Annotated in this window: 20 protein-coding genes and 4 pseudogenes; 14 read left to right on the forward strand and 10 right to left on the reverse strand. The window is 70.3% G+C overall.

Annotated elements, in window-relative coordinates; all coding sequences use genetic code 11:
* Positions 1-14: 14 nt before the first annotated feature.
* Both ACFYWS_RS17155 and xylA read right to left on the reverse strand, forming a co-directional pair.
* Positions 15-437 carry a hypothetical protein gene (locus ACFYWS_RS17155; RefSeq protein ID WP_389276410.1) on the reverse strand — a complete coding sequence of 141 codons (423 nt, stop codon included), beginning with the start codon at positions 435-437 and terminating at the stop codon, positions 15-17.
* A 62-nt stretch (positions 438-499) separates the two neighbouring features.
* Entirely contained in the window at positions 500-1,666 is a 1,167-nt protein-coding gene (xylA, locus tag ACFYWS_RS17160; protein WP_389276413.1) for a xylose isomerase, read from the reverse strand.
* A gap of 120 nt (positions 1,667-1,786) precedes the next feature.
* On the opposite strand from xylA, the gene xylB reads away from it, so the two are divergent.
* From xylB to ACFYWS_RS17200, 8 genes and pseudogenes are all read left to right on the forward strand, one after another.
* On the forward strand, positions 1,787-3,226 hold the full coding sequence (xylB, locus tag ACFYWS_RS17165) for a xylulokinase (protein WP_389276416.1): 1,440 nt from the start codon (positions 1,787-1,789) through the stop codon (positions 3,224-3,226).
* Between the two features lie 66 nt (positions 3,227-3,292).
* A complete protein-coding gene (locus ACFYWS_RS17170; protein ID WP_389276419.1) occupies positions 3,293-4,486 on the forward strand; it encodes an ROK family protein in 1,194 nt (397 codons plus the stop codon).
* A gap of 258 nt (positions 4,487-4,744) precedes the next feature.
* Positions 4,745-5,353, forward strand: a complete 609-nt coding sequence (locus ACFYWS_RS17175) for an N-acetylmuramoyl-L-alanine amidase (protein WP_389276422.1) — start codon at positions 4,745-4,747, stop codon at positions 5,351-5,353.
* Positions 5,354-5,499: 146 nt separating this feature from the next.
* The gene (locus tag ACFYWS_RS17180; protein ID WP_389277363.1) at positions 5,500-6,768 is read left to right on the forward strand and encodes a GAF domain-containing protein; all 1,269 of its coding nucleotides are present in this window, start codon (positions 5,500-5,502) and stop codon (positions 6,766-6,768) included.
* A 99-nt stretch (positions 6,769-6,867) separates the two neighbouring features.
* A complete protein-coding gene (locus ACFYWS_RS17185; protein ID WP_389276425.1) occupies positions 6,868-8,391 on the forward strand; it encodes an aldehyde dehydrogenase family protein in 1,524 nt (507 codons plus the stop codon).
* Positions 8,392-8,863: 472 nt separating this feature from the next.
* Positions 8,864-9,241 (forward strand): annotated as a pseudogene (locus ACFYWS_RS17190) (MarR family transcriptional regulator); the annotation flags it as partial.
* Positions 9,242-9,567: 326 nt separating this feature from the next.
* Positions 9,568-9,897, forward strand: a complete 330-nt coding sequence (locus ACFYWS_RS17195) for a hypothetical protein (RefSeq protein WP_389276428.1) — start codon at positions 9,568-9,570, stop codon at positions 9,895-9,897.
* A gap of 147 nt (positions 9,898-10,044) precedes the next feature.
* Positions 10,045-10,860, forward strand: a complete 816-nt coding sequence (locus tag ACFYWS_RS17200) for an alpha/beta fold hydrolase (RefSeq protein WP_389276431.1) — start codon at positions 10,045-10,047, stop codon at positions 10,858-10,860.
* 49 nt (positions 10,861-10,909) lie between these two features.
* Here ACFYWS_RS17200 and ACFYWS_RS17205 read toward each other — a convergent pair.
* From ACFYWS_RS17205 to ACFYWS_RS17225, 5 genes and pseudogenes are all read right to left on the reverse strand, one after another.
* A pseudogene (locus ACFYWS_RS17205) lies at positions 10,910-11,293 on the reverse strand (HpcH/HpaI aldolase/citrate lyase family protein); the annotation flags it as partial.
* Between the two features lie 191 nt (positions 11,294-11,484).
* Complete coding sequence (locus tag ACFYWS_RS17210; RefSeq protein ID WP_389276434.1) at positions 11,485-12,510, reverse strand: DUF5914 domain-containing protein; 1,026 nt, start codon at positions 12,508-12,510, stop codon at positions 11,485-11,487.
* A complete protein-coding gene (locus tag ACFYWS_RS17215; RefSeq protein ID WP_389276437.1) occupies positions 12,507-13,535 on the reverse strand; it encodes a phytoene/squalene synthase family protein in 1,029 nt (342 codons plus the stop codon). The genes ACFYWS_RS17210 and ACFYWS_RS17215 overlap by 4 nt, the downstream gene beginning before the upstream one ends.
* Positions 13,532-15,070, reverse strand: a complete 1,539-nt coding sequence (crtI, locus tag ACFYWS_RS17220; protein ID WP_389276440.1) for a phytoene desaturase family protein — start codon at positions 15,068-15,070, stop codon at positions 13,532-13,534. Before crtI ends, ACFYWS_RS17215 begins: the two co-directional genes overlap by 4 nt.
* The gene (locus tag ACFYWS_RS17225; protein WP_389276443.1) at positions 15,067-16,299 is read right to left on the reverse strand and encodes a polyprenyl synthetase family protein; all 1,233 of its coding nucleotides are present in this window, start codon (positions 16,297-16,299) and stop codon (positions 15,067-15,069) included. Before ACFYWS_RS17225 ends, crtI begins: the two co-directional genes overlap by 4 nt.
* 156 nt (positions 16,300-16,455) lie before the next feature.
* Between ACFYWS_RS17225 and ACFYWS_RS17230 the strand changes: the two genes are divergently transcribed.
* The 3 genes from ACFYWS_RS17230 to ACFYWS_RS17240 are packed head-to-tail and all read left to right on the forward strand — an operon-like array spanning position 16,456 to position 20,031.
* Positions 16,456-17,703, forward strand: a complete 1,248-nt coding sequence (locus ACFYWS_RS17230) for a lycopene cyclase family protein (protein ID WP_389276446.1) — start codon at positions 16,456-16,458, stop codon at positions 17,701-17,703.
* 25 nt (positions 17,704-17,728) lie between these two features.
* A complete protein-coding gene (locus ACFYWS_RS17235) occupies positions 17,729-18,451 on the forward strand; it encodes a methyltransferase domain-containing protein (RefSeq protein WP_389276449.1) in 723 nt (240 codons plus the stop codon).
* A complete protein-coding gene (locus ACFYWS_RS17240) occupies positions 18,448-20,031 on the forward strand; it encodes an FAD-dependent oxidoreductase (protein ID WP_389276452.1) in 1,584 nt (527 codons plus the stop codon). Before ACFYWS_RS17235 ends, ACFYWS_RS17240 begins: the two co-directional genes overlap by 4 nt.
* Before the next feature lie 4 nt (positions 20,032-20,035).
* On the opposite strand, the pseudogene ACFYWS_RS17245 reads toward ACFYWS_RS17240, so the two are convergent.
* Positions 20,036-20,122 (reverse strand): annotated as a pseudogene (locus tag ACFYWS_RS17245) (DUF4383 domain-containing protein); the annotation flags it as partial.
* Between the two features lie 174 nt (positions 20,123-20,296).
* Between ACFYWS_RS17245 and ACFYWS_RS17250 the strand changes: the two are divergent.
* Both ACFYWS_RS17250 and ACFYWS_RS17255 read left to right on the forward strand, forming a co-directional pair.
* A complete protein-coding gene (locus tag ACFYWS_RS17250) occupies positions 20,297-21,379 on the forward strand; it encodes a dihydrodipicolinate reductase (protein ID WP_389276455.1) in 1,083 nt (360 codons plus the stop codon).
* A complete protein-coding gene (locus ACFYWS_RS17255; protein WP_389276458.1) occupies positions 21,376-21,855 on the forward strand; it encodes a carboxymuconolactone decarboxylase family protein in 480 nt (159 codons plus the stop codon). Before ACFYWS_RS17250 ends, ACFYWS_RS17255 begins: the two co-directional genes overlap by 4 nt.
* A gap of 40 nt (positions 21,856-21,895) precedes the next feature.
* Here the strand turns inward: ACFYWS_RS17255 and ACFYWS_RS17260 are convergent.
* Positions 21,896-22,146: pseudogene (locus tag ACFYWS_RS17260) on the reverse strand (GMC oxidoreductase); the annotation flags it as partial.
* Between the two features lie 72 nt (positions 22,147-22,218).
* Complete coding sequence (locus ACFYWS_RS17265; RefSeq protein WP_389276460.1) at positions 22,219-22,902, reverse strand: class I SAM-dependent methyltransferase; 684 nt, start codon at positions 22,900-22,902, stop codon at positions 22,219-22,221.
* Positions 22,903-22,940: 38 nt separating this feature from the next.
* On the opposite strand from ACFYWS_RS17265, the gene ACFYWS_RS17270 reads away from it, so the two are divergent.
* Positions 22,941-23,381: a MerR family transcriptional regulator gene (locus ACFYWS_RS17270; protein WP_389276463.1), complete on the forward strand. Its 441-nt coding sequence runs from the start codon at positions 22,941-22,943 to the stop codon at positions 23,379-23,381.
* Positions 23,382-23,426 lie beyond the last annotated feature (45 nt).

Consider the following 23,426-nt stretch of genomic DNA (forward strand, 5'->3'; position numbering starts at 1 on the left):
TCGTATCGGCGACATCAGCCGTCAAGGGCGCTGGGCAACTCGCTCGGAAGTTCGCTGGGCAGCTCCGAGGGCACCTCGCTCGGCAGTCCGCTGGGGAGCTCGCTCGGCAGGTTGCTGGGCAGCGAGGACGGCAGCTCGCTCGGAATACTCAACGACGGTGAGGGCGTGGCCTGTTCGCTGCTCTTGTCGGGTGACGACGGTTCGTCGTCGGAGGAGTCGCCGCCCATCGTCGCGAACACCACGAAGCCGACGACGACGATCACGACCACGGCGGCCAGCACGGCGATCAGGAGGAACGGCCCTCCGCCGGAACGCCGAGGCCCGTCCGGCGGTGGCGTGCCGAAGGGACTGCCCGAGGGCGGGCCGAACCCGCCGCCCCCGGGTGGCTGACCACCGGGCGGCGGGGGCGGCTGCGGGGGCATCGGAGGAACGGCCATGCCCCAAGGGTCGCCGCCGGGGGGGCCAACGCGCGACCCCCTGGCGGAAGTTGGGACACGCGTCAGCCGCGCGCACCCAGCAGGTGGTCCATCGCCAGCTGGTCGAGGCGCTCGAAGGCCATGCCGCGCTCGGCGGCGGCGTTCACGTCGAACTCCTCGAAGGCGCTCTTGTCGGCGAGCAGCGCGGACAGACCGTCGGCGGCGGTCGGCCGCGCGAGCTCGTCGAGGCGGGAGGCGGCCAGCGCCGCCTGGACCTCGGGGTCGTCGCGGAAGGCGGCGGCCCGGTCCTTGAGGATCAGGTAGTTGCGCATGCAGCCGGCGGCCGAGGCCCACACACCGTCGAAGTCCTCGGTCCGCGGCGGCTTGAAGTCGAAGTGCCGGGGCCCCTCGTAGCCGGCCTGCTCCAGCAGGTCGACGAGCCAGAACGCGGCGCGCAGGTCACCGGCGCCGAAGCGCAGGTCCTGGTCGTACTTGATGCCGGACTGGCCGTTGAGGTCGATGTGGAAGAGCTTGCCCGCCCACAGGGCCTGGGCGATGCCGTGCGCGACGTTGAGGCCCGCCATCTGCTCGTGGCCGACCTCGGGGTTCACGCCGTACATCTCGGGCCGCTCCAGGCGCTCGATGAACGCGAGGGCGTGGCCGACGGTGGGCAGCAGGATGTCGCCGCGCGGCTCGTTCGGCTTGGGCTCGATGGCGAACTTGAGGTCGTAGCCCTGCTCGATGACGTACTCGCCGAGGAGGTCGAAGGCCTCCTTCATGCGGTCGAGGGCGTCGCGGACGTCCTTGGCGCCGCCGGACTCGGCGCCCTCGCGGCCGCCCCACGCGACGTAGGTCTTGGCGCCGAGCTCGGCGGCGAGGTCGATGTTGCGGATGGTCTTGCGCAGCGCGTAGCGGCGCACGTCGCGGTCGTTGGCGGTGAAGCCGCCGTCCTTGAAGACCGGGTGCGTGAACAGGTTCGTGGTGGCCATCGGGACGACCATGCCGGTGGCGTCGAGGGCCTGCCGGAAGCGCTTGATGTGCGATTCGCGCTCGGTCTCGGAGGCACCGAACGGGATCAGGTCGTCGTCGTGGAAGGTCACACCGTGGGCGCCGAGCTCGGACAGGCGCTGCACGGACTCGACCGGGTCGAGCGCCGGACGGGTGGCGTCGCCGAACGGGTCACGGCCCTGCCAGCCGACGGTCCACAGACCGAAGGTGAACTTGTCGTCAGGGGTGGGCTGGTACGTCATCTTGCGGCTCCCTCGCCGACTATTTCGTCATGGCGCTTTACAAATTAGTATGCGAGGACGCCGCTGGGAAGAGCCGACCGCCCCACAGACACAGATTTCCCGAGATTTCAGGAGACCCGCATGTCAGCTGCCGATGGACCCCTCGTCGTAGGAGTCGACAGTTCCACGCAGTCCACGAAGGTCCTGGTCGTCGATGTCGCGACGGGCGCGACCGTGGCGAGCGGGCAGGCGCCGCACACCGTGACCTCGGGAGCGGGCCGCGAAAGCGACCCCGAGGAGTGGTACCGGGCGCTCCGCGAAGCGCTGGCCCAGTGCGGCGACGCGGCCCGGCGCGCCTCGGCGGTGTCGGTGGGTGGGCAGCAGCACGGCCTGGTGACGCTGGACGCCCGGGGGCGTCCGGTGCGGCCCGCGCTGCTGTGGAACGACGTGCGCTCCGCGCCGCAGGCCCGGCGCCTGACGGACGAGTTCGGCGGGCCGAAGGCGTGGGCGGAGCGGTTCGGCATCGTGCCTGCGGCCTCCTTCACCGTGTCGAAGTGGGCGTGGCTGGCCGAGCACGAGCCGGACGCGGCGCGCGCCACGGCCGCGGTGCGGCTGCCGCACGACTACCTCACCGGCCGGCTGACCGGTGAGGGCACGACAGACCGGGGCGACGCGTCCGGTACGGGGTGGTGGGCGTCGTCGACCGAGGCGTACGACGCGGATGTCCTGGGGCGCGTGGGGCTCGACCCGGCGCTGCTGCCGCGGGTGGTGGCGCCCGGCGAGGCAGCGGGCACGGTACGCATGGGTCGCGGTGAACTGCCGTTCGCCGAGGGTACGTTGGTGGCGGCCGGCACCGGTGACAACGCGGCCGCCGCGCTCGGCCTCGGCCTCCTGCCGGGAACTCCCGTGCTGAGCCTCGGCACTTCGGGCACGGTGTACGCGGTGTCGCGGAACCGGCCGGCCGACCCCTCCGGCACGGTCGCCGGTTTCGCGGACGCGCGCGGTGACTGGCTGCCGCTGGCCTGCACGCTGAACTGCACGCTCGCGGTGGACCGGATCGCGGCGCTGCTCGGCCTGGACCGGGAGGCGGTCGAGACGGGCGGCACCGCGACGATCCTCCCGTACCTGGACGGCGAGCGGACGCCCAACCTGCCGGACGCCTCCGGCCTGTTGACCGGACTGCGGCACGACACGACCGGCGGCCAGCTGCTTCAGGCGGCGTACGACGGGGCGGTGCACGCGCTGCTCGGAGCGCTCGACCGGGTGCTCGACGCGGACGCCGACCCCGCGGCTCCTCTGCTGCTGATCGGCGGCGGGGCGCGCGGGACGGCCTGGCAGGAGACGGTGCGACGCCTTTCGGGGCGGGCCGTGCAGGTGCCCGAGGCCGGCGAACTGGTGGCCCTGGGAGCGGCGGCGCAGGCCGCGGCCGTGCTGACCGGCGAGGACCCGGCGGCGGTAGCACGCCGCTGGGACACGGCGCGCGGCCCGCTGCTCGACCCGGTGGAGCGGCGGGACGAGGCGACGCTGGAGCGGATCTCGGGGGTGCTCGCGGGAGCGGGGGCGCTTCTGGGGGACGAGTGAGGCCCACCCGACACGTAGGCCCACCTGGGGGAAACCCCACCTCACCGCCCCTGGGAGCATGAGCGCATGACCGCACCACTGCACCGGCCGCGACCGGGCACGTCCGACACCCAGCAGGCCATGCGCCGCCGCAACCTGTCCCGCGCCATGTACGCGGTCGCCGCCGAGGGGCCGCTCTCGCGGGCCGCGGTGGCGCAGCACATCGGCCTGACCCGGGCGGCCGTGTCCACGCTCGTCGACGAGTTGATCCGGGCGGGGCTGCTGGAGGAGCTGGGGCCGCAGCGTCCCGGCGGCGTCGGGCGGCCGGGCACGGCGCTCACCGTCAGCGGCGGGGGCCCGGCCGGGCTCGGCGCCGAGGTGGGCGTCGACCATCTCGCGGTGTGCGCGGTGGACCTGCGGGGCGAGGTGCGGGCGCGGGCACGGCGCCGCGTGAGCAACCGGGGGCGCGCACCGAAGCCCGTACTGGCCGAACTCGCGGAACTGGTACGGGAGGTGACCGACGCATCTCGGGCGGCCAGGCTGAGGCCCGCCGGGCTCGCGATCGCCGTGCCGGGTCTGGTGGCGCGGGGCACCACGACCGTCGTGCGCGCCCCCAATCTCGACTGGCACGACACGGACGTCGCGTCCCTGCTCCCGGACGGCGTGCCGGTCACCGTCGAGAACGAGGCCAACTTCGGCGCCCTCGCCGAACTGTGGCTGGCCGAGGACTCCCCCGCCGACTTCCTCCACGTGTCGGCGGAGATCGGAATCGGCGCGGCACTCGTCGTGGACGGTCAACTCCTGCGCGGAACACGGGGGTTCGCGGGGGAACTGGGCCATGTGCCGGTGCGCCCGGAGGGGCCCGCGTGCCCGTGCGGCGGGCGCGGCTGCCTTGAGCAGTACGCGGGTGAGGAGGCGGTGCTGCGCGCCGCGGGCATCGAGCCGGGCCCCGACCGGGTGCCGCTGCTCGCCGAGCGGGCCGCCGCCGGTGACACCGCGACGCGTCGGGCGCTGCGCTCGGCGGGCACCGCACTCGGTATCGCGCTGACCGGCGCGGTCAACCTCGTGGACCCCCGCGCGGTGGTCCTCGGCGGAGCATTGTCCCGCCTAGCTCCCTGGCTTCTCCCCTCCCTGGAGCGGGAGTTGACCCGTCGCACGGCATCCCCGGAGGACGGCGTCATCACCTCCGGCCTCGGCTCGGACGGCCCGCTGCTGGGGGCGGCGCACTCGGTGGTGCGGGCGGTGCTCGACGATCCGATGGGCGTGACGGCCACGGCATAGGGCGCTCCCCTGGCGCCGAGCGCCCCCCTCTGGCGTCACCGGTACGGACGCTCTGACGTGCGGTTGTTCACAACGCGCCGGTAGTCCACAGATCCACCGCGCCCTCTTCCGCCCCAAGCCGCGGGCCCCGTACCGTATTTCACACGAGGGATGACACGCGAGGGACCACACGCAAAGCGGCCGCACCGACCCACCCCCACTGAGCCACCCCGCCCCACTGAGCCCCGCCCCACCGGTGACCTGAGAGGCAGGATTGACATGGACCGAGCAAATGGATCATTCCCGAGCCGCCGCCGACTGCTCCAACTCGGCGCGCTCGCCGCGGCGCCCACCGCGCTGCTGGCAACAGGCAGGGCCGACGCCCTGCCGCTGCTGGCAACGGTGGACTACCCGAAGGCCGAGTCCGTCCCGGCGAGCAAGTCCAACTACACGGAGTCCGGGCGCCCCTTGTCGTACCCGGTCGAGTTCGTGATCGTCCACGTCACGCAGGTGGACTACGCGACGACGCTCGACATCTTCAGGAATCCGGCCAAGGAGGTCTCCGCCCACTACGTCGTGCGCTCCTCCGACGGGCACATCGCCCAGATGGTGCGGGAGAAGAACGTCGCCTGGCACGCGGGGAACTGGGACTACAACACCCGCAGCATCGGCATCGAACACGAAGGGTGGGTCGACAAACCGGAGTACTTCACCGCCGCGATGTACCGGGAGTCCGCGGCACTGACCGCGTCGATCTGCACGCGCTACGGCATCCCGAAGACCCGCGAGCGGATCATCGGCCACGCGGAGGTGCCCGGCGCGGACCACACGGATCCGGGTCCGAACTGGGACTGGGACCGGTACATGCGGCTGGTCGCCGCTGCCTGATCCCGGCGGGCGCGGCCGTCTCCATACCCGTGAGTGGCATGTGCCGAATCGCCCGATCCGTGTCCCGCTCCTTGTCGGCCCGCGCGCCCGGGGCGACGATGGTCGCGCCACCGCACCGTCGCGAAGGAACCCGCCTGGAGGCCGCGTTGAGCGAACAGTGGGTCGCCCTGGAGCCGGGCACCGATCCGTCCGAGCGGGTCCGGGCGCTGCGCCGCGCGCACGACCGGTTCACCGCGGCGGGCACCGTGGCCCGGCCCGTGCGCCCCGTCGTCGCCGCGTCCTGGCGCCGCTCGGCGGGCGCGCACGTCAGCCCGGACGGCTCGGCGTCGGTGGAGATGCCGGAGGCCGACCTCGGCAGCTACCGGGCGGAGCATCCGCTGGCCCGCGTGATGCCGCTGTTCCGCGAGCTGATGGGCACGTTCGCGGCGGACGGCGAGCATCTGCTCGCGGTGTGCGACGCGCACGGCAGGCTGCTGTGGGTGGAGGGACACACCCGTACGCGGCAGGCGGCGGACCGGATGAACTTCGTGCCGGGCGCCCGCTGGTCGGAGTCGGCGATGGGGACGAACGCGCCGGGCACGGCCGTCGCGGTCGACCGCCCCGTACAGGTCTTCGCGGCCGAGCACTTCATCCGCAAGGTCCAGCCGTGGACCTGCGCGGCGGCCCCCGTGCACGATCCGCACACCGGACGGCTGCTCGGCGCCATCGACATCACCGGCGGCGACCGCCTCGCGCACCCGCACAGCCTGGCGTTCGTCCAGGCGGTGGCGCGCGCGGCGGAAACCCAACTCGCCCTCCTGGCCCCGCCGCGCGCGACCGAACCCGCCCTGCGCCTGACCGCGCTCGGCCGCGACGAGGCCCTCCTCCTCACCCCGGACGGACACAAGCTCCGCCTCAGCCGCCGCCACAGCGAACTCCTCGTCCTGCTCGCCCGCCACCCGGAGGGCCTGACCGGCGACGAACTCCTCTGCTTCCTGTACGAGGACGAGTCCGTGACGCCGGTGACGCTCCGCGCCGAACTAGCCCGGCTGCGCCGGGTGTTGGGCCCGGACGTGCTGCGCTCGCGCCCGTACCGGCTGTCGGCCCCGGTCGACTCGGACCTCACCACGGTCGAGCGCCGCCTCGCCTCGGGATCGGTCACCGCGGCGGCATCCGCGTACAGCGGACCGCTCCTCCCCATGTCACAGGCGCCCGCCGTGGCCCGTATCCGGCACCACCTCGCCGGCGAACTCCGGGCCGCGCTCATCGCACGCGGCGACCCCGACCTGCTCGCCGACTGGGTGCACGCCCCGTGGGGCGAGGACGACCTGGACGTCTGGCGCGCGCTCGCGGCGATCCGCCCGACTCCGCCGGTCCTGGCCCGCCTCGCCGCGCTCGACGCCGAACTGCGCTCCCCTGCCCCGTACGCGACGTAGCCGCCGCACCGCATACGCAACGTAGCTGCAACGTCCGCGCTCCTAGCCTCCTGAGCGAACGCTGCCCAAAGGCGGGCAGCCGCACAGGAGGCAGCCACCATGACCCGCTACGCAGCGCCCGGCACCCAGGGCTCCGTCGTCTCCTACCAGGCCCGCTACGACCACTTCATCGGCGGCGAGTACGCGCCACCCGCCCGCGGCCAGTACTTCGAGAACCCGAGCCCCGTCAACGGACAGCCGTTCACCGAGATCGCGCGTGGCACGGCCGAGGACGTCGAACGCGCCCTCGACGCCGCGCACGCCGCCGCGCCCTCCTGGGGCCGCACGGCTCCCGGCGCCCGCGGGGACATCCTCCTCAAGATCGCCGACCGCATGGAGCAGAACCTCGAACTCCTCGCCGTCGCGGAGAGCTGGGAGAACGGCAAGCCGGTCCGCGAGACCCTGGCCGCCGACATCCCCCTCGCGATCGACCACTTCCGCTACTTCGCGGGCGCGGTCCGCGCGCAGGAGGGCTCCCTCTCCGAGATCGACGACGACACGGTCGCGTACCACTTCCACGAGCCGCTCGGCGTCGTCGCGCAGATCATCCCGTGGAACTTCCCCATCCTGATGGCGACGTGGAAGCTCGCCCCGGCCCTCGCGGCCGGCAACGCGGTGGTCATCAAGCCGGCCGAGCAGACCCCGGCGTCGATCCACGTCTGGCTGGACCTGGTGAAGGACCTGCTGCCGCCAGGCGTGCTGAACATCGTCAACGGCTTCGGCGTCGAGGCCGGCAAGCCGCTCGCATCGTCCTCCCGCGTGGCAAAGGTCGCGTTCACGGGCGAGACCACGACGGGCCGCCTGATCATGCAGTACGCCTCGGAGAACATCAAACCGGTCACGCTCGAACTCGGCGGCAAGTCCCCGAACATCTTCTTCGACGACGTCTGGGCCAAGGACGACGACTTCCGCGACAAGGCCCTCGAGGGCTTCACGATGTTCGCCCTCAACCAGGGCGAGGTCTGCACCTGCCCGTCCCGCGCGCTCATCCAGCAGGGCCACTACAGCGAGTTCATCGAGGCGGCGATCGCCCGCACCGAGGCCATCAAGCCCGGCCACCCCCTGGACACCGACACGATGATCGGCGCCCAGGCCTCCAACGACCAGCTCCAGAAGATCCTCTCGTATCTGGACATCGGCCAGCAGGAGGGCGCGAAGGTCCTCACGGGCGGCCAACGCATCGAGTACGACGGCGAGTTGGCGGGTGGCTACTACGTCCAGCCCACCATCTTCGAGGGCCAGAACCGCATGCGGATCTTCCAGGAGGAGATCTTCGGCCCGGTCGTCTCGGTGGCCTCCTTCGCCGACTACGACGACGCCATCAAAATCGCCAACGACACGCTGTACGGCCTGGGGGCCGGGGTGTGGACCCGCGACATCAACACGGCCTACCGGGCGGGCCGTTCGATCCAGGCGGGCCGCGTCTGGACCAACTGCTACCACGCGTACCCGGCGCACGCGGCGTTCGGCGGCTACAAGCAGTCGGGCATCGGCCGCGAGAACCACAAGATGATGCTGGACCACTACCAGCAGACGAAGAACCTGCTGGTGAGCTACTCGGCGCAGAAGCTCGGGTTCTTCTAGGGGGCACGAAGGGGCGCCTGACCTGGCCTTTCTTGGTCAGGCGCCGCCCCGAGGCCATCGACGGCAACGCGAGCGAGATACACGCTTCCTCCCGAAATTTCCCGCCCGTATTCCACCTCCGACCAGCTGTTCCGGGGCATTTCCGGGCCAAATCCGAGCTCCTCAGCCTTCCGCTCTGCAGCGGCCCGCGCCTCCCACTGACACATCGAGTCCTCGACAAGGCTGTTCGCGTGAAGGGGCGCCTCGGCCAGGAACTTGGCGTAGAAGCAGAAGAGAACCCGGATGCTCTGCCCTTCAGCGGGGGCCGATCCGGTCGCGGTCGGGGTCGGGGCGAGACAGGCCGGCGGTGTTCGCTCCGACAGCGTCCGGAAGATCACCCGCTTGCTCTCAACCACACTTAAGGTCATACGGTCTCTGCTCACGACCTCCTCGGCGTGCAGGCTCCGCACCGAAGCACCTGGAAGGGACACCTACCCGGGCTCAGCAGGCCGAAAAGGGCTACACCCAGCCCCAGTTCTGGCTGCTGCGCAACCTGTCTGAGAACGACATCTCACCCGACGGTGAGGGAATGACCGTCCCCGAGCTGCAGGCGGCCATGACCTCCTATATTCGGCCCGAGGACGACCTGGCGGCGGAGGCCGAGGTGCTCCTGGAGCGCGGCTGGCTGACCCGGGACGCCGAGGACAGTCTGTGGCTCACCAAGGAGGGGGAACAGGCCCGCGTCGACCTCGCGCGCAACGCCCCCGCGATCCGCACCACCCTCCACCAGGACATCGACGACGCCGACTACGTCACCACGCTGAAGGTGCTCCAGCAGCTGATCCGCAACGCGGGCGGGACGGCCGCCTGACAGGTCGAGGGGATATGGCAAGCGCTGTGACCCCGTTTCAAACAGGCCCTCTGGCCTCCCGCGGGATGCCAGAGGCCGGGCAAACTGGAGCCGAAGCAGGTATGTCCAGCGGGGCTGCGCACGAGTATTCTCGGGGTAGTCCGTGAGACTGCCTCGCCGTCAGCGCGGCGCAGCGCATCTGGCGATCGCTTGGGCCCAGGGAGGGCCTCCACGCCAACGGCTGCCCTTTGCGGGAGTCTGAGCCCGCTTCACACCACCGCCCGACTTGCGTGGATGGATCCAGGCCGCGTCAGCGAAGAGCGGTGCACTCCACCTCGGGGCACCCCATGCGTGGCTATTTTGCTGACGAGCACCTACTGATCATCCCTCTTCGCGATGTTGCGGGCTTGCGCTTGTACGGCGAAGTTGTCGGTGCGCACAGAGCCCTCCTGACAGTCGCCGTAACCGAGCACGCCAAATCCGGCGACGAGATCACCGTCGACCTCACGCGCGTCGACTACCTCGCCAATAGCGTGCTGGAGACCCTCGTGGCTCTCGCACTCAGCCTCACCCCGCCCAAGCGACTGTGCCTGCTGGCCCCACCCGAACTCGGTCTCGCCGAGCGGCTTGAGCATCACGGGTGGGACCAGATCGACACGCTGCGCCTGGCTGGCTAGTGGCCCGGTCACTCGCGCGACGGCACTCTCGCCGCCAGGTTCGCCACTATGGCCTGTCCGGCGGATCATGCAGCTGGGCCAAGGGTGGCTGTGTCCGCTGGAGAAATTCGGTGGACCGGCCCGAATAGATCATGCGACGGTCCTGGCATGTCGAGCGTGATCGAGTTGTCAGAGTCCTTCGGGTCGTTTGAGTCCTTCGACGGGACCGCTATCAGCTGGCGGCAGCTCGGCTCCGGGGCGCCGGTTGTCATGGTCCACGGTTCCGGCGGTGGCTTGCACTCCTGGCAGCCGGTGGCCGAGGAACTCCACGACCGGTTCGAGCTGTGGATGCCGGCCCGGCGCGGGTACGCCCCGAGCGGGCCAGGTCGCTCACCGAAGCGTTTCACCGACGAGGTGGGGGACCTTGAGGCCCTGATCGACAAGATCGGCCGACCCGTGCACCTGGTCGGCATGTCCTATGGCGCCACCGTCGCCCTGCACGCCGCGGCGGCTGGATTGCCGGTTCGCTCCCTGGTGTTGTGGGAGCCTCCGCTGTACGCAGCTGGCGAGGAACTGGCCCCCGTACTGGCCGAGTTCGAAGACCTGACCGCGCACGGCGACCGGCGGCGGGCCGATCGACTGCTGGCGGAGAAGGTGGCCCGCGTGCCGACAGCGCTGCTGGACCTGATGGATGCGGGCGAGCCCGCCGACGCCGAACCCGCCGAGGTGCCCGGTTGGTGCCGTGACCTTGAATCGATGGCCGCCGATTCGGTGAGTGTGGATCGCTGGTCCGCTGTCACCATCCCGACGCTGCTGATGCGGGGGTCCGACACCTGGCAGCCGATGCCGGCAACGCTCGACAGGCTCGCGACCGTACTGCCTCACGTCACCTACACGACGTTCCCCGACCAGATGCACTTCGCGCCGTCGGTTGTCCCCGAAACCGTGGCAGCGGAGATCACTCGTTTCTTGCCGTGTTCCTGAAGCCGTCCAGGAGCCGATCCCATGCCTTGAGGACCACGCTGGTCGCGCGTCACGGCCTGAGCCACAGGCGCATCGAGGCAACGGTGACGGTGCCGTGGAAGACGGAGGCGCGCTTGTCGAATCTTGTGGCCACGGCTCGGGAGTTCTTCAACGCGTTGATCATTCGCTCAACTTCGATCCTGCGCTCGTAGATCGTCTTGTCGAAGCCGGCAGGTCGGCCGCCCCTGCGTTGGCGGTTGGCCCGCTGGTTCTTCGGTTCGGGGATCGTGTGCTTGATCTGGCGTCGTCGCAGGTAGCGGCGGTTGCGACGGGAGGAGTACGCCTGATCGCCGCCGAGATGGTCAGGACGCTGGCTGACGACGGAGAGCGCGTGCACGGGCAGCACGTGTGTGGGGTGGATGCAGGTCTTGCCCAGCAGTCCGTTGGCCCGGTCGGCCAACGGCCGTGCCGAGCAAGGTGTGGACGACGACGCGTGCGTACGGACCCTCGCTCAGGTCTGCCGAGTCCCGACCGGCCGACGAAGCCAAAAGGGCCGTCCATGCTGTCGGATCCCGACAGGCGGAGACGCACGCGCTGTGCGGTCATGATCAGCCGCCCACGAGGAACGCCACATTGCGCCTGCGTTCACGAACCGGCGGTGTCGCGTGTGCGCAAAGTCCACCGTCGTTCGGCGTAGGCCAGATCGTCGCGCCACAGCCGTCCCGCAGCCACTCGCATCAGGGGCCGCAGCGCGAAGGAGGCATGTCGCGCGATGGTGAACCCGCGGCGCGATGAGGTCGCGATGGTCGCCTCGACGACGGCCGTCCTCGGTGCACGGTGCCCTGGCGGCGTGAGTGGAGTGGCGTGAGTTTCGACGACTGAGTCGCGTCCTTCTCCGTCCGTGATGTGCATGACGACCGTGCGGGGCTCCGGTGCCGTGAAGACGGCGCGGACCGGGACGACGAGCCGAGATGTGAGACGGAACGAGACGTCCACGACGAACTCGTCGACGTCCCGGTCCCCGCTGGTGTCCACGGCATCGCCCGCAGGGCTGCTGTGCACCTTCAGATCGACGAATGAGTAGGGGTGGAACCAAGCGCCGTGCCAGGGATCCAGCCGATTCGCAACGACGTCCTCGGGTTCGCAGCGGCCCATGCCGGTGTAGACAGCGTGGACCGAACCGGCCAGGTCCGGGCGCGGAGGAATGACCGGACGCTCAAGCGCCTGCTCCATCCCTGCACCGTCCAGACGAACCCACATCAAGACACCGTCGTCGTGCACGGGCAACGGCCGCCAGCCGGCTCGGCCGTGGGCGCTGAGGGCGAGGCCGTGCCAGTGACACACCAGGGCCCCGCAGCGCACGGGACTGTCCTTGAGCGGAGCGCCCAGGTGCGGGCAGGCACCAGGGCCCGCCGCGAGGTCGCCTCCCGCATCACGCCAGATCACCACTTCACGGCCGGCCACGGTACGTCCCACGGGCGCATGCCGCGGCACCTCGTGGCTGCCTCCGACGACGTACCAGTTTCCCGATGGCCGTGCCTGGGCCCGCTTCAGCGCCGTCTCGATGATTGCGGGGCGCGCCTGCCGCCAGGTGGGCTCCTGCCCTTCCCATGTCGACGGGTTCTTGCGCAAGGTCAGAGGAAAGCGTGCCGGCTTGGGTCGATCGCTCATGCTGCCCCCCGGATCCTGGTCGCGGTCGACCTGACATGTGTGGACACCGGATCGGGGCTGTGGGGCAGGCAGGTACTCCCGGGAGGCGCGGCGCGGTGTCTGATGCGCGCGTGCACGATACGCGCGAGGCCGTCCAGCGCCACGACGGCGCGGCGTCGTCGGGGTACCTGAGCGCGCCGCTGGAGCACGCTGTACCCGTCGGCCGCGACGGCGTCGAGAATGCCGGAGTAGAGAACGAAGGCGGTGCGGATGCAGGGCCGGGCAACCGGATCCAACAGAGCGATGCCCGGAGCCGCTTGCCGGTAGATGCCGCGCGTGAGCGCTTCAAAGGCTTTGAGAGCCTGCGTGATCCGCAGGTCACGGCAGCCGGTGTCTCGGCTCCACTGCAGCAGGTCCCGGTCGATGCCGTGCGCGTTGAGCAGGTCCGCGGGGATGTAGACGCGTCCGCGATCGAGGTCCTCGCCCACATCGCGCAGGAAGTTGGTGAGCTGGAAGGCCACGCCGAGGTCGGCCGCGTAGGGCTCCGCCTCCGCGCGGGGGACGATGGTTCCCAGGACAGGCAGCATCTGCAGGCCGATCACCGCGGCCGAACCGTGCATGTAACGGCGCAGGTCGGCGTAGGTGGGATAGTCCGTGATGGTGAGATCGTCGAACATCGCCGTCATGAAGTCCTCGAAGTGGCGCCGGTCGATCGCATAACGGTGCGCGGTGTCCGCGAGGGCCCGTACGACGGGCTCGGTGGTGTGACCGGTGCTGAGGCTCCGCTGCAGGCTGGTCGCCAACTCCTGCAGGGCCGTGCTGCGTTCGATGCCGTTGATGTCGTCGGCGCGGGCGTCGACGATGTCGTCTGCCCAGCGGGCGAAGCCGTAGAGGGCATGGACGGCCGGGCGGCGTTCGATCGGCAGCAGTCGTGTGGCAAGGAAGTAGGTCTTGCCATGGCGGGCGTTGAGCTTGCGACAGCGGGTGTAGGCATGGCGCAGCGCGGGGTCGGTGATGTCTGCCGCATCAAGTTCTCGGGCGGTCACGAGGACGAGCCTCCAAAGGTACTGAGCGTGCCGCGGGCCCGGGGCATCGGCGTGCCGAGGGATCCGGTGATGCGCGCGGCGGCAAGCTTTCCGGACAGCAGAACGGTGGGCACACCGATGCCTGGCGTGGTCCCACAGCCGGCGAGCACCGCGTTGGCTGTGCCACGAACGAGGTTGCGGGGGCGGAAGGGCCCTGTCTGGGCAAAGGTGTGTGCGGCGGAGAAGGGGGTGCCTGCGGCGTGTTCCTGGGCATGCCAGTCGGCAGGTGTGACCAGGCACTGTTCGTCGATGGCCGTGCTGATTCCGTCCAGGCCCCGGCGTTCCAGTTCGGTGAGCAGTTCGGCGCGGTAGCGGGGGGCCAGATCACCCCAGTGGGCGCGGCTGGGGCCGATGTCGGTGTTCGGGCAAGGCGCCAGGATGTAGTGCAGATGCCGGCCGGGAGGCGCCAGGGTGGGGTCGCTCGCCGTCGGCCGGGTGATGAGCAGCGAGGGATCACTCATCAGACGGCCGTGACGGGTGAGTTCGTCGAACGTGCGATGCCAGGCTGACCCGAACGAGATGGTGTGGTGGGCCAGTTGGGGCCAGGTGCGGTCCGTACCGGCGTGCAGGATCACGGCCGAGGGGGCGTGGCGCAATGGCACGGTACGGCGCGGTGTGCGGCCGAGCAGCCGGTAGGCGACGGGCAGGTCGGGCGTCAGGACCACGGCGTCGCAGGCGATCCGCTCGGCATCGGTCACCACGGCGGTGATGCGGTCACCAGTACGCTCCAGGCGCTCCACGCTTCGGCCGTAGCGCAGTTCTGCTCCGGCGGCGGCTGCCGCGTCCGCCATGGCCTGCGGCAGGGCGTGCATGCCGCCGCGGGGGAAGTAGACGCCGGCGACGGTGTCCATGTAGGCGATGACCGCGTACGAGGCCAGCGCACGGGCCGGGGGTACTCCGGCGTACAGGGCCTGGAAGGAGAAGACGCGGCGTAGCCGCTCGTCCTTGATGAACCGTCCGATCTGGGGGTCCATGCGACCGAAGCCGCCGAGCACGGCCAGGCGCGCCAGGTCGGGCGTGAGCAACTGCAGGGGTGAGTCGAAGTTGGTGTCGATGAAGTGCTTCATCTGGGCTCGGTAGAGGCGCTCCAGCCAGCGGCGCAGCCTGGTGTATCCGGCTGCTTCCCTGGCACCGGCGAAGTCCTCGACGGCCTGGTGCATGGCGGCTGCGTCGGTGTGGACGTCGAGGGTGCTGCCGTCGGCGAACGAGGCGTGGTAGGCCGGGTGGAGCCCAATGAGGTCTACACGGTCGCGCAGTCGTTCCCCGACGGCGGCGAAGGCTTCGTCGGCCAGATGCGGCATGGTGAGCACGGTGGGGCCGGTGTCGATGCGGTAGCCGCCGCGAGTCAGCCGTCCGGCGCGGCCCCCGGGCAGCTCGTCGCGTTCCACGAGGGTGACGCGGCGCCCTGCGCCCAGCAGGTGGAGCGTGGCCGCCAGACCGGACAGACCCGCGCCCACGACGACCACGTGATCGGTTCTCCCGCTCACCGTCCTCAACAGGCTGCTCCTTGCGCCGCGCCGGCGGACAGGCCGCCCGCTGGTTCGCCTGCCGCCGCGGGGCTGGCGGCCACGTGGTGCACCAAGGCGTGCAGACGGGCGCGGGCGACGGGGTCGAGCGGAGCCGCATCCAAGTTCCGCTTGCTTTGCGCGATGAGGCGGCAGATCTTGTCCTCGACGTCGCGCCGGGCCCCGGTCCTCTCCAGGACGTCGCGGACCTCGTCCAGATCCTCGTCCGTGGCATCCGACCTGCCCAGCGCGTGACCCAGCACCTTGAGAGCGTGGTGGTCGCCGTCAACTGTGGCTTGTGCGTGGGCCAGGGCCACCAGGTACGTGGGTTTCCCGGCTCGCAGGTCGCCACCGGCGGGCTTGTCGCGGCGGCGGCTGGGATCGCCGAAAGCATCATCGAGGTCGTCGCGCAGTTGGAACGCCAGCCCGGCGTCGCGGCCTGCCGAACACAAGGCACGCAAGGTCGCCTCGTCCGCGCCGCCCAAGGTCGCACCGAGCTGGAGGGGACGCTCCACGGTGTACAGAGCGGATTTGAGGCACGCAGCGCTGACCGCCTGACTGAGAGACCGGCTCTGCGTCGCCTCACCCTGGATGTCCAGGTATTGACCGGCGACCATCTCCAGGCGCATGCGTGACCAGATGTCGCGGATCCGCCCTGCGTGCCAGGTCGGCAGGTCGAGGCAGGCAGCTTCGTCGTCGGCCCAGGCCAGTGCGAGGTCGCCGACGAGAATGGCGGACGATTCCCCGAACCGGCGGCCGTCGGAGGGGAGGGGCCGAGCGTACTGCGCGGCGCAGTCGACGTGCACGGACGGCCTGCCGCGCCGACTCTGTGCCTGGTCCATGACGTCGTCGTGAACCAGCGCGCAGGTCTGTAGGAGCTCAAGGGCCGCGCCCAGCTGGAGGGCCGCTTCCATCTGCTGGTCGTCGGGCATGCCACAGGCGCGAAGGGCCCACCAGAGGAACTGGGGGCGCGCGCGGCGTCCGCCTCCGAGGGTGAAGCGTCGGACGCGCTCGGCGATATCGGCGCCAAAGGTCGGGTTGACCTCGCCGGCCTGAGCGACGCGACGTTTCAGCAACTGCTCCAAGTGGCCTGTCACCACGTACGCGACCGCGGTGTCGATCTGCCGCACGCGCGCGGACACCAACGAGGGGTCGCCGTGCCTGAGGCCATGGTCCGGCGAGCCGGTAGTCGCGACGCCGGTCACCTCATCGGGGGGCATGTCGGCTCCTTCAAGGTGGGCACGGGCTGGAAGTGTTGTAGGCATTCCGCGCTACCTACGTGATCGGATGCGCTGCGGTACGGCAGTTGGAGCAACCCACTCGCCGCACAGGTAACGGACTGCCGACTCCGGCCGAATCAGCGGGAGGACGCATCCATGATCAAGGCGGCGCAGGAAGGGATTGCGGAGGACGTGGTCGACGCGCCGGAGGTGAGCGTGCAGTCGGACGTGGTGATCATCGGCGCAGGCGCTGCGGGCCTGTCGCTGGCGGAGCAGTTGTGTTCCGCGGCCGGGCAGTCTTCGCCGGCGGTACGGCTGGTCCAGGCCCCCGCCGGGCCACTGCGCCCGCCGGCGCGCACCTGGTGCTTCTGGGAGAGCGGCGCCGGGCGGTATGACGAAGCCGTCACAGCGGCGTGGGGCCGCATGCGGGTGCGCAGCCCCAGCGGGCAACTGGTGGAAGCGGGGACGGGATCCCTGCAGTACAAGATGATCCGCTCCACCGACTTCGAAGCGGCACTTGAGCGCAGGTTCGCGGGACAGCGCGCTCTGACCCGCACCGAGGGAACCGTCGAAGCGGTCGACGAGACCGCCGGCGGTGCTCAGGTGCTGGTTCGCCTGGCCGACGGAACCGTGGAGAAGCTGTCCGCACGCTGGGTCTTCGACTCACGGCCGCTGGGCACGCTGCCGCCTGCCCGCACGACACTGTTGCAGCACTTCCGCGGCTGGTTCGTGCGCACGACTCAGCCGGTCTTCGACCCCGACTGCGTCGAACTCATGGACTTCCGCACCCCGCAGCCCGAACGCGGTCTTGCCTTCAACTATGTCCTGCCCACCAGCCCCTTCACAGCGCTGGTGGAATACACCCAGTTCTCGGCGTCCGTACTGCCAGGAGAGCGCTACGACCGCGCCCTGCAGAGCTACCTGCGCTCCGTACTGGATGTGCGTGACTTCCACGTCGAGGCACACGAAGAGGGCGTCATTCCCATGACAGACGGTCAGTTCGCTCGTCAGTGCGGCGAGTCCACCTTCAGGATCGGCGCGGCGGGCGGTGCCACCCGCCCATCCACCGGCTACGCCTTCGCCGCCATTCAACGCCAGACGGCCGCCATCGCCGCCTCCGTGCACGCGGGGCGCCACCCCCTTCCCCCGGCACCACACTCGAAGCGTTCCCTCGCCATGGACGCTGTCCTGCTGCATGCCCTGGCCAGCGGTCGACTCGACGGCCCGGCCTTCTTCACACGTCTGTTCTCACGCGTTCCCGCCGAACGCCTGCTGCGGTTCCTCGACGGCGCCACCACGTGGGGCGAGGACCTGGCCATCGGACTGAACAGCCCCATCGTGCCCCTGGTACGCAGCGCGGTGACGCTCCCCTCCCGCCCACTGCGCCCCTCCCCCACCCACTGACCAGTCGGGTCCGCCAAGGAGAACCATGCCGACCATGCGCGACGCCACTCTCGCCCACGCCTTCGACCACGCTGCGCCCACGTATGACGCCCTGGTAGGGGCCAATCCCGGCTACCACGCGCACCTTCGACGCTCGGTGCGCCGACTGGGACACGGTGCGCCCGGACGGGGCCTGCGCGTCCTGGATCTCGGCTGCGGCACCGGCGCCTCGACCGCGGCCCTGCTCTCCGTGCTGCCGGAGGCGAAGATCACCGCAGTGGACGCCTCGACCGGAATGCTGGAACGGGCAGTCGCCAAGCGCTGGCCGCCCAGCGTCACCTTTGCCCATGCGGCCGCGGAAGACCTGCCTCACGCGGAAGTCCGAGGTCCCTTCGACGCGGTCTTCGCCGCCTACCTGTTCCGCAACACCGCCGATCCCGACCCGGTTCTCTCAGCAGTGCACAACCTGCTCGCACCGGGCGGCCGACTGGCCGTGCACGACTACACGCTCAGCGGCAAACGTCGCCATCGCGCCCTGTGGACGGCGGTCTGCGCGGGGCTGCTGCCACTCACCACCGCCCTGGGAGACGGCGCCCTGTACCGGCACCTGTGGCGCAGCGTCATCGAGTTCGACACCGCCGACCGCTTCGCACAGCGACTGACACGCACGGGATTCTCGCGGGTACGCACCCTGCCCTTGCCCGGCTGGCAGACCGGCATCACGCACACCATCATCGGCCAGGTCCCGGACAAGAGGGACCGCGCATGAAGCCCCGCCGACATCTGCCGCCGGGGGCCCAGGACCACCGGGCCGTACGACTGCCCGCTGCCCCCGGAGCGGCCGCAGCCACCGGTACACCGCCATCGACGGCCGTGATCGGCGGCGGCATCGCCGGCATCGCAGCCGCGGTCGCACTGGCCGAACGCGGCGTGCGGGTCACCCTCTTCGAACGGGAGAGCGCGCTCGGCGGCCGCCTGGCCGGCTGGGACACCCGGCTCGCCGACGGATCGTCAGCCACCATGAGCCGCGGCTTCCACGCCTTCTTCCGCCAGTACTACAATCTCCGCGCACTGCTGCGCCGGACCGACCCCCAGCTGGAGCGGCTGACCTCACTGCCCGACTACCCCCTGTGGCACGCCGACGGGATGAAGGACAGCTTCCGGCATGTCCCGCGGACCCCTCCGTGGAGCGCTGTGGGGTTCGCACTGACCAGTCCGACCTTCGCCCCCAGAGATCTGCCCCGAATGAACGCACGGGCGGCTCTCCCCCTCATGGACGTACGCGTCCCCCAGGTCTACGACCAGCTGGACGCGGTCAGTGCGCACGACTTCCTGGCCTCGATCCGATTCCCCGAGGCCGCCCATCACCTGGCCTTCGAAGTGTTCTCACGAAGCTTCTTCGCCGATCCGCACCATCTTTCAGCTGCCGAAATGGTGCTGATGTTTCACATCTACTTCCTCGGCTCCGCCGAAGGGCTTCTGTTCGACGTACCCAACGACCCGTTCCCCACAGCCCTGTGGAACCCACTGCACCAGTACTTGAACAGCCTCGGCGTCGACGTACGGGTGTCGACCTCGGTCGACCGCATCGCCTCCATGCCGGGAGGCGGCTTCCGTCTGAGCGCGGGCCCCCACACGCAACACGACGACGCCTGCGTTCTGGCCCTCGATACAGGCGGCCTGCAGCATCTGCTCGAGAACAGCCCCGGCCTGGCCGAGGAGCCCTGGTACGCCCGCATCGCACGCCTGCGCACCGCGCCGGCCTTCCTGGTCTCCCGCCTATGGCTCGACCGACCGGTGGCGGCCGACAGGGCGGGCTTCCTCGGCACCAGCGGCTACGGCAACCTCGACAACGTCAGCGTGCTCGAACGTTGGGAACACGAGGCACGCACGTGGTCGTCCCGCACTGGCGGATCCGTCGTCGAACTGCACGCCTACGCCGTGCCCGACACCGCCGACCCACTGACCGAACAGAACCGTGCCGTCGACCAGTTGCATCTGCTGTATCCCGAAACACGCCAGGCCCACATCATCGACGCCCGCCACGAATGGCGCCAGGACTGCCCGATGTTCTCCGTCTCCGGATACGCGGACCGACCCACCGTGCGCACGTCGAACCCCAGCCTCGTCGTCGCCGGTGACCTCGTGCGCACCGACCTGCCCGTAGCTCTGATGGAACGGGCCGCGACCAGCGGGATGCTCGCCGCCAACGCACTCCTCCACCAATGGCGGCTCCAGGGCCACGAGTTGTGGACCGTGCCAACCCAAGGACGCAACGCGTTGCTGCGGCGGCTGGCACGCTGGAGCGCTCCAGCCGAACACGACATGGCACCTCAACCGAGTCGGTAGGCACCATGACGAAGCTGAAGATGACGTTGGTCATTCCGACGTCCAGCACGTTCGCCCCCTTGTCCAGGATGAAGATGTGGACGAAGCCTGTGCCATGCCATACCGCGGCTCCCCGCCGGCAACACCTACCAAGATCCGGACCAGGTGCGGACCAATTTCGCCACCAGCAGACGAAGAACCTTCTGGTGATCTACTCGTCTCTCCGAGGGGGCAACTCACGTGGCAGGTCTATGAACTGATGACACGTCAGGTTACGCTCCCGCGCATGACTTCCACGGTGGTCTGGGGCACCGGGAACGTGGGACGCGCGGCGATCCGAGCCGTCGACGCCCACCCCGGGCTCGAACTCTGCGGCGTGCTCGTGCACGATCCCGACAAGGACGGCCGCGACGCGGGCGACCTGGCCGGACTCGACCACGCCCTCGGTGTCACCGCGACGACGGACGTCGACGCGGTGCTCGCGGCCCGGCCCGGCGCCGTCTTCTACGCGGCATCCGGCGAACTGCGCCCCGACGAGGCCCTCGCCGACATCTGCCGCGCCCTGCGCACCGGTGCCGTCGTGGTCTCCCCGGCCCTCTATCCGCTCTACGACCACCGCAGCGCCCCGCCGGACTTCACGGACCCGGTGCGCGCGGCGATCACGGCGGGCGGCGGCTCGCTGTTCGTGTCCGGCGTCGACCCCGGCTGGGCCAACGACGTACTGCCCCTGCTGGTCAGCGGTCTCGGCACCCGCGTCGACGCGCTGCGCTGCCAGGAGATCTTCGACTACTCGACGTACGACCAGGAGGACTCGGTACGCCATCTCGTCGGCATGGGACACCCCATGGAGTACGAGCCCCTGATGCTGGCGGAGTCCATACCGACGATGGTGTGGGGCGGCCAGCTGAGGCTGATGGCGCGGGCGCTCGGGGTCGAACTCGACGAGATCCGCGAGACGTTGGAGCGCCGGGCCCTGGAGAGCGACGTCACGACGGCGGCCATGGGCGACTTCGCCGCGGGCACCCAGGGCGCGGTCCGCTTCGAGGTGCAGGGCGTCGTGGACGGCGAGGTGCGCATCGTCGTCGAGCACGTGACGCGGATCCATCCGTCCTGTGCGCCCGACTGGCCGGTGCCGCCCGGCGGCGGGGCCGGCGCGCACCGGGTGATCGTCGAGGGCCGCCCGCGCATCGAGGTCACCGTGCAGGCCACCGACGAGGGCGGCAACCACGCGGCGGGCGGCAACGCGACCGCCGTCGGGCGCCTCATCGGCGCGATCGACTGGCTCCTGGCCGCGCCTCCCGGACTCTACGACGCGCTCGACGTGCCCGTGTCCCCCGCTGTCGGCCGGCTCGGAAGGAAGCAGCCATGAGGATCGACATACCTGACGGCCAGGAACCCATCCCGTACGTGTGGGGCGAGATGGTGCCCGGCATCGGGCCCGCGGCGGCGCGGTTCTCCATGGCCGTGTACGACCACTCGACCCTGGGGCTGCGGGAGTTCGAGGCCGCGCGGCTGCGTATCGCACAGCTCAACGGGTGCCTGTTCTGCCTGGACTGGCGCACCGAGCGGGAAGGCGAGAAGGTCGAGGAGTCGTTCATCGACGCCGTCGAGGGCTGGCGCGAGACCGACGCGTTCGACGAGCGGACCCGGCTCGCGGCCGAGTACGCGGAGCGCTACGCCGTCGACCACCACGGCCTGGACGAGGAGTTCTGGAAGCGGATGACCGCCCAGTACAGCCAGGCCGAGATCGTGGAGCTGAGCATGGCCATCGGCTCCTGGCTGGCCTTCGGACGGCTCAACCACGTGTTGGGTCTCGACGCGGTGTGCGTCCTGCCCAAGCCGTGAACCACCCCCGGGCGGGCTCTACTTGAGCAGGACGCGGCCGTCACAGGTCAGTGGCGACGATCTTGGCGATGTTGCGCTCGGCGAGCGCCGTGATCGTCACGAACGGGTTGACGCTGGTGTTGCCGGGGATCAGCGCGCCGTCGATGACGTAGAGGCCCGTATAGCCCTTCAGGCGGCCGTAGTTGTCGGTCGCCTTGTTCAGCACGGCGCCGCCCAGCGGGTGGTACGTGAGGCCGCGCTGATCCCCGACTGCTTCCACGCCGTCTGCCAGTTCAGGTCCACGCCGCCGGACGTCGGTTGAACTGGGCTCTTACCCATCAGGCGCCTTGCTTTCACGGCCCCGGGCCACCACGTCGTAGCGCATCAGGCCGGTGGCGGGGGCGTGGCCGTTGTCGGCAACTCGCCCTGCCCCACTGCCGGGTTGGTGGCGAGAACACAGGCGACTGGCGGGGCCAAAGGGAGAGTTTCCACGCGGGCTCGAATGAAGCCGGCCCGGGTGAGCCGATCTTTGAGTTCTCCGCCGGCTCGAGCGGTGGTGTCCGCGGTGGCTCCGGCGCAGCGGGGCTGACTGGCGAGCGCGATGCGTCCGCCCGGCCGGAGCAGACCGCGCAGATCGCTGAGCCGTTGCGTCGGGTCGGGCCAGAATCCGAGCGAGTTCACGGCGACGATGGCGTCGAGCGGCTCGTCGAAGTGCGGCAACCGGTCCACGGAGGTGTGCGTCAGTGTGACCCGCTGGGTGCGGATGACGGCCGCGTTGTGCTTGCGGGACCGGCGGACCATGGCGTCAGAGTGGTCGATGCCGTAGACGTGTCCTCGGTCGGCGCGGCGGGCCAGCTCCGCGATGGCCAGACCAGGGCCGAAGCCGACTTCGAGCACCCGATCGGCGGGTTGGACATCGAGCAGGGACACCACCCACAGACTCCGCCGACGGTTGGAGTCGCGGTGTGCCATGAACCATCCGACGAGCCGTCCGGGCACACCGTGCGGACGGCCGAACTGGCGGACGGTCTTGGTGGTAACGCGCTGCTTGAGCGAGGTCGATGTCATGGGCCCAGCAAACGAGTTCAAGTACCCTTGAAGTCAATATGGCGGACAAGCAGCGTACGCAGCAGCTGACAATCGGTGAGCTGGCCAGGATCACCGGGGTCGCCACCTCGGCCTTGCGCTACTGGGAAGAACTGGGCCTGATTCCCGCCCCGGCCCGGGTTTCGGGCCAACGGCGGTACCCGGCTTCGGCAGTGGGACTGGTCGGGCTGATCCTGCTGCTACGAGACGTCGGTTTCACGCTGCGGGAGGCCAAGGCGCTTGTCGCCCCTCGCTCCGATGACCCCAGCGCCTGGCGAGAACTCCACCAGCGCAAGCTCGCCGAGCTCGACGCGCACATCGCGCAGGCCCAGACGGCGCGCACCGCCATCGCCCACGCACTGGCCTGTCCGCACACCGACATCCACGCCTGTCCCAACTTCGCCGATGTCCTCGGTGCCCGCCTTGCCGGATCACCTCTTCACGAGGCCCACTCCCACTGAACGACTCGCTCGGGCCGACCTGTTCGCCCGCCTATACTCCGAAGC

The sequence above is a fragment of the Streptomyces sp. NPDC002795 genome (genome assembly GCF_042888725.1).
In the GTDB taxonomy this organism is placed as follows: domain Bacteria; phylum Actinomycetota; class Actinomycetes; order Streptomycetales; family Streptomycetaceae; genus Streptomyces.

What these genes read in the sequence shown, in the direction of transcription:
- ACFYWS_RS17155 (WP_389276410.1), bottom strand. Translation starts at nt 437, where the DNA reads ATGGCCGTTCCTCCGATGCCCCCGCAGCCGCCCCCGCCGCCCGGTGGT.
- xylA (WP_389276413.1), bottom strand. Translation starts at nt 1,666, where the DNA reads ATGACGTACCAGCCCACCCCTGACGACAAGTTCACCTTCGGTCTGTGG.
- xylB (WP_389276416.1), top strand. Translation starts at nt 1,787, where the DNA reads ATGTCAGCTGCCGATGGACCCCTCGTCGTAGGAGTCGACAGTTCCACG.
- ACFYWS_RS17170 (WP_389276419.1), top strand. Translation starts at nt 3,293, where the DNA reads ATGACCGCACCACTGCACCGGCCGCGACCGGGCACGTCCGACACCCAG.
- ACFYWS_RS17175 (WP_389276422.1), top strand. Translation starts at nt 4,745, where the DNA reads ATGGACCGAGCAAATGGATCATTCCCGAGCCGCCGCCGACTGCTCCAA.
- ACFYWS_RS17185 (WP_389276425.1), top strand. Translation starts at nt 6,868, where the DNA reads ATGACCCGCTACGCAGCGCCCGGCACCCAGGGCTCCGTCGTCTCCTAC.
- ACFYWS_RS17195 (WP_389276428.1), top strand. Translation starts at nt 9,568, where the DNA reads ATGCGTGGCTATTTTGCTGACGAGCACCTACTGATCATCCCTCTTCGC.
- ACFYWS_RS17200 (WP_389276431.1), top strand. Translation starts at nt 10,045, where the DNA reads ATGTCGAGCGTGATCGAGTTGTCAGAGTCCTTCGGGTCGTTTGAGTCC.
- ACFYWS_RS17210 (WP_389276434.1), bottom strand. Translation starts at nt 12,510, where the DNA reads ATGAGCGATCGACCCAAGCCGGCACGCTTTCCTCTGACCTTGCGCAAG.
- ACFYWS_RS17225 (WP_389276443.1), bottom strand. Translation starts at nt 16,299, where the DNA reads ATGCCCCCCGATGAGGTGACCGGCGTCGCGACTACCGGCTCGCCGGAC.
- ACFYWS_RS17230 (WP_389276446.1), top strand. Translation starts at nt 16,456, where the DNA reads ATGATCAAGGCGGCGCAGGAAGGGATTGCGGAGGACGTGGTCGACGCG.
- ACFYWS_RS17235 (WP_389276449.1), top strand. Translation starts at nt 17,729, where the DNA reads ATGCCGACCATGCGCGACGCCACTCTCGCCCACGCCTTCGACCACGCT.
- ACFYWS_RS17240 (WP_389276452.1), top strand. Translation starts at nt 18,448, where the DNA reads ATGAAGCCCCGCCGACATCTGCCGCCGGGGGCCCAGGACCACCGGGCC.
- ACFYWS_RS17250 (WP_389276455.1), top strand. Translation starts at nt 20,297, where the DNA reads ATGACTTCCACGGTGGTCTGGGGCACCGGGAACGTGGGACGCGCGGCG.
- ACFYWS_RS17255 (WP_389276458.1), top strand. Translation starts at nt 21,376, where the DNA reads ATGAGGATCGACATACCTGACGGCCAGGAACCCATCCCGTACGTGTGG.
- ACFYWS_RS17265 (WP_389276460.1), bottom strand. Translation starts at nt 22,902, where the DNA reads ATGACATCGACCTCGCTCAAGCAGCGCGTTACCACCAAGACCGTCCGC.
- ACFYWS_RS17270 (WP_389276463.1), top strand. Translation starts at nt 22,941, where the DNA reads ATGGCGGACAAGCAGCGTACGCAGCAGCTGACAATCGGTGAGCTGGCC.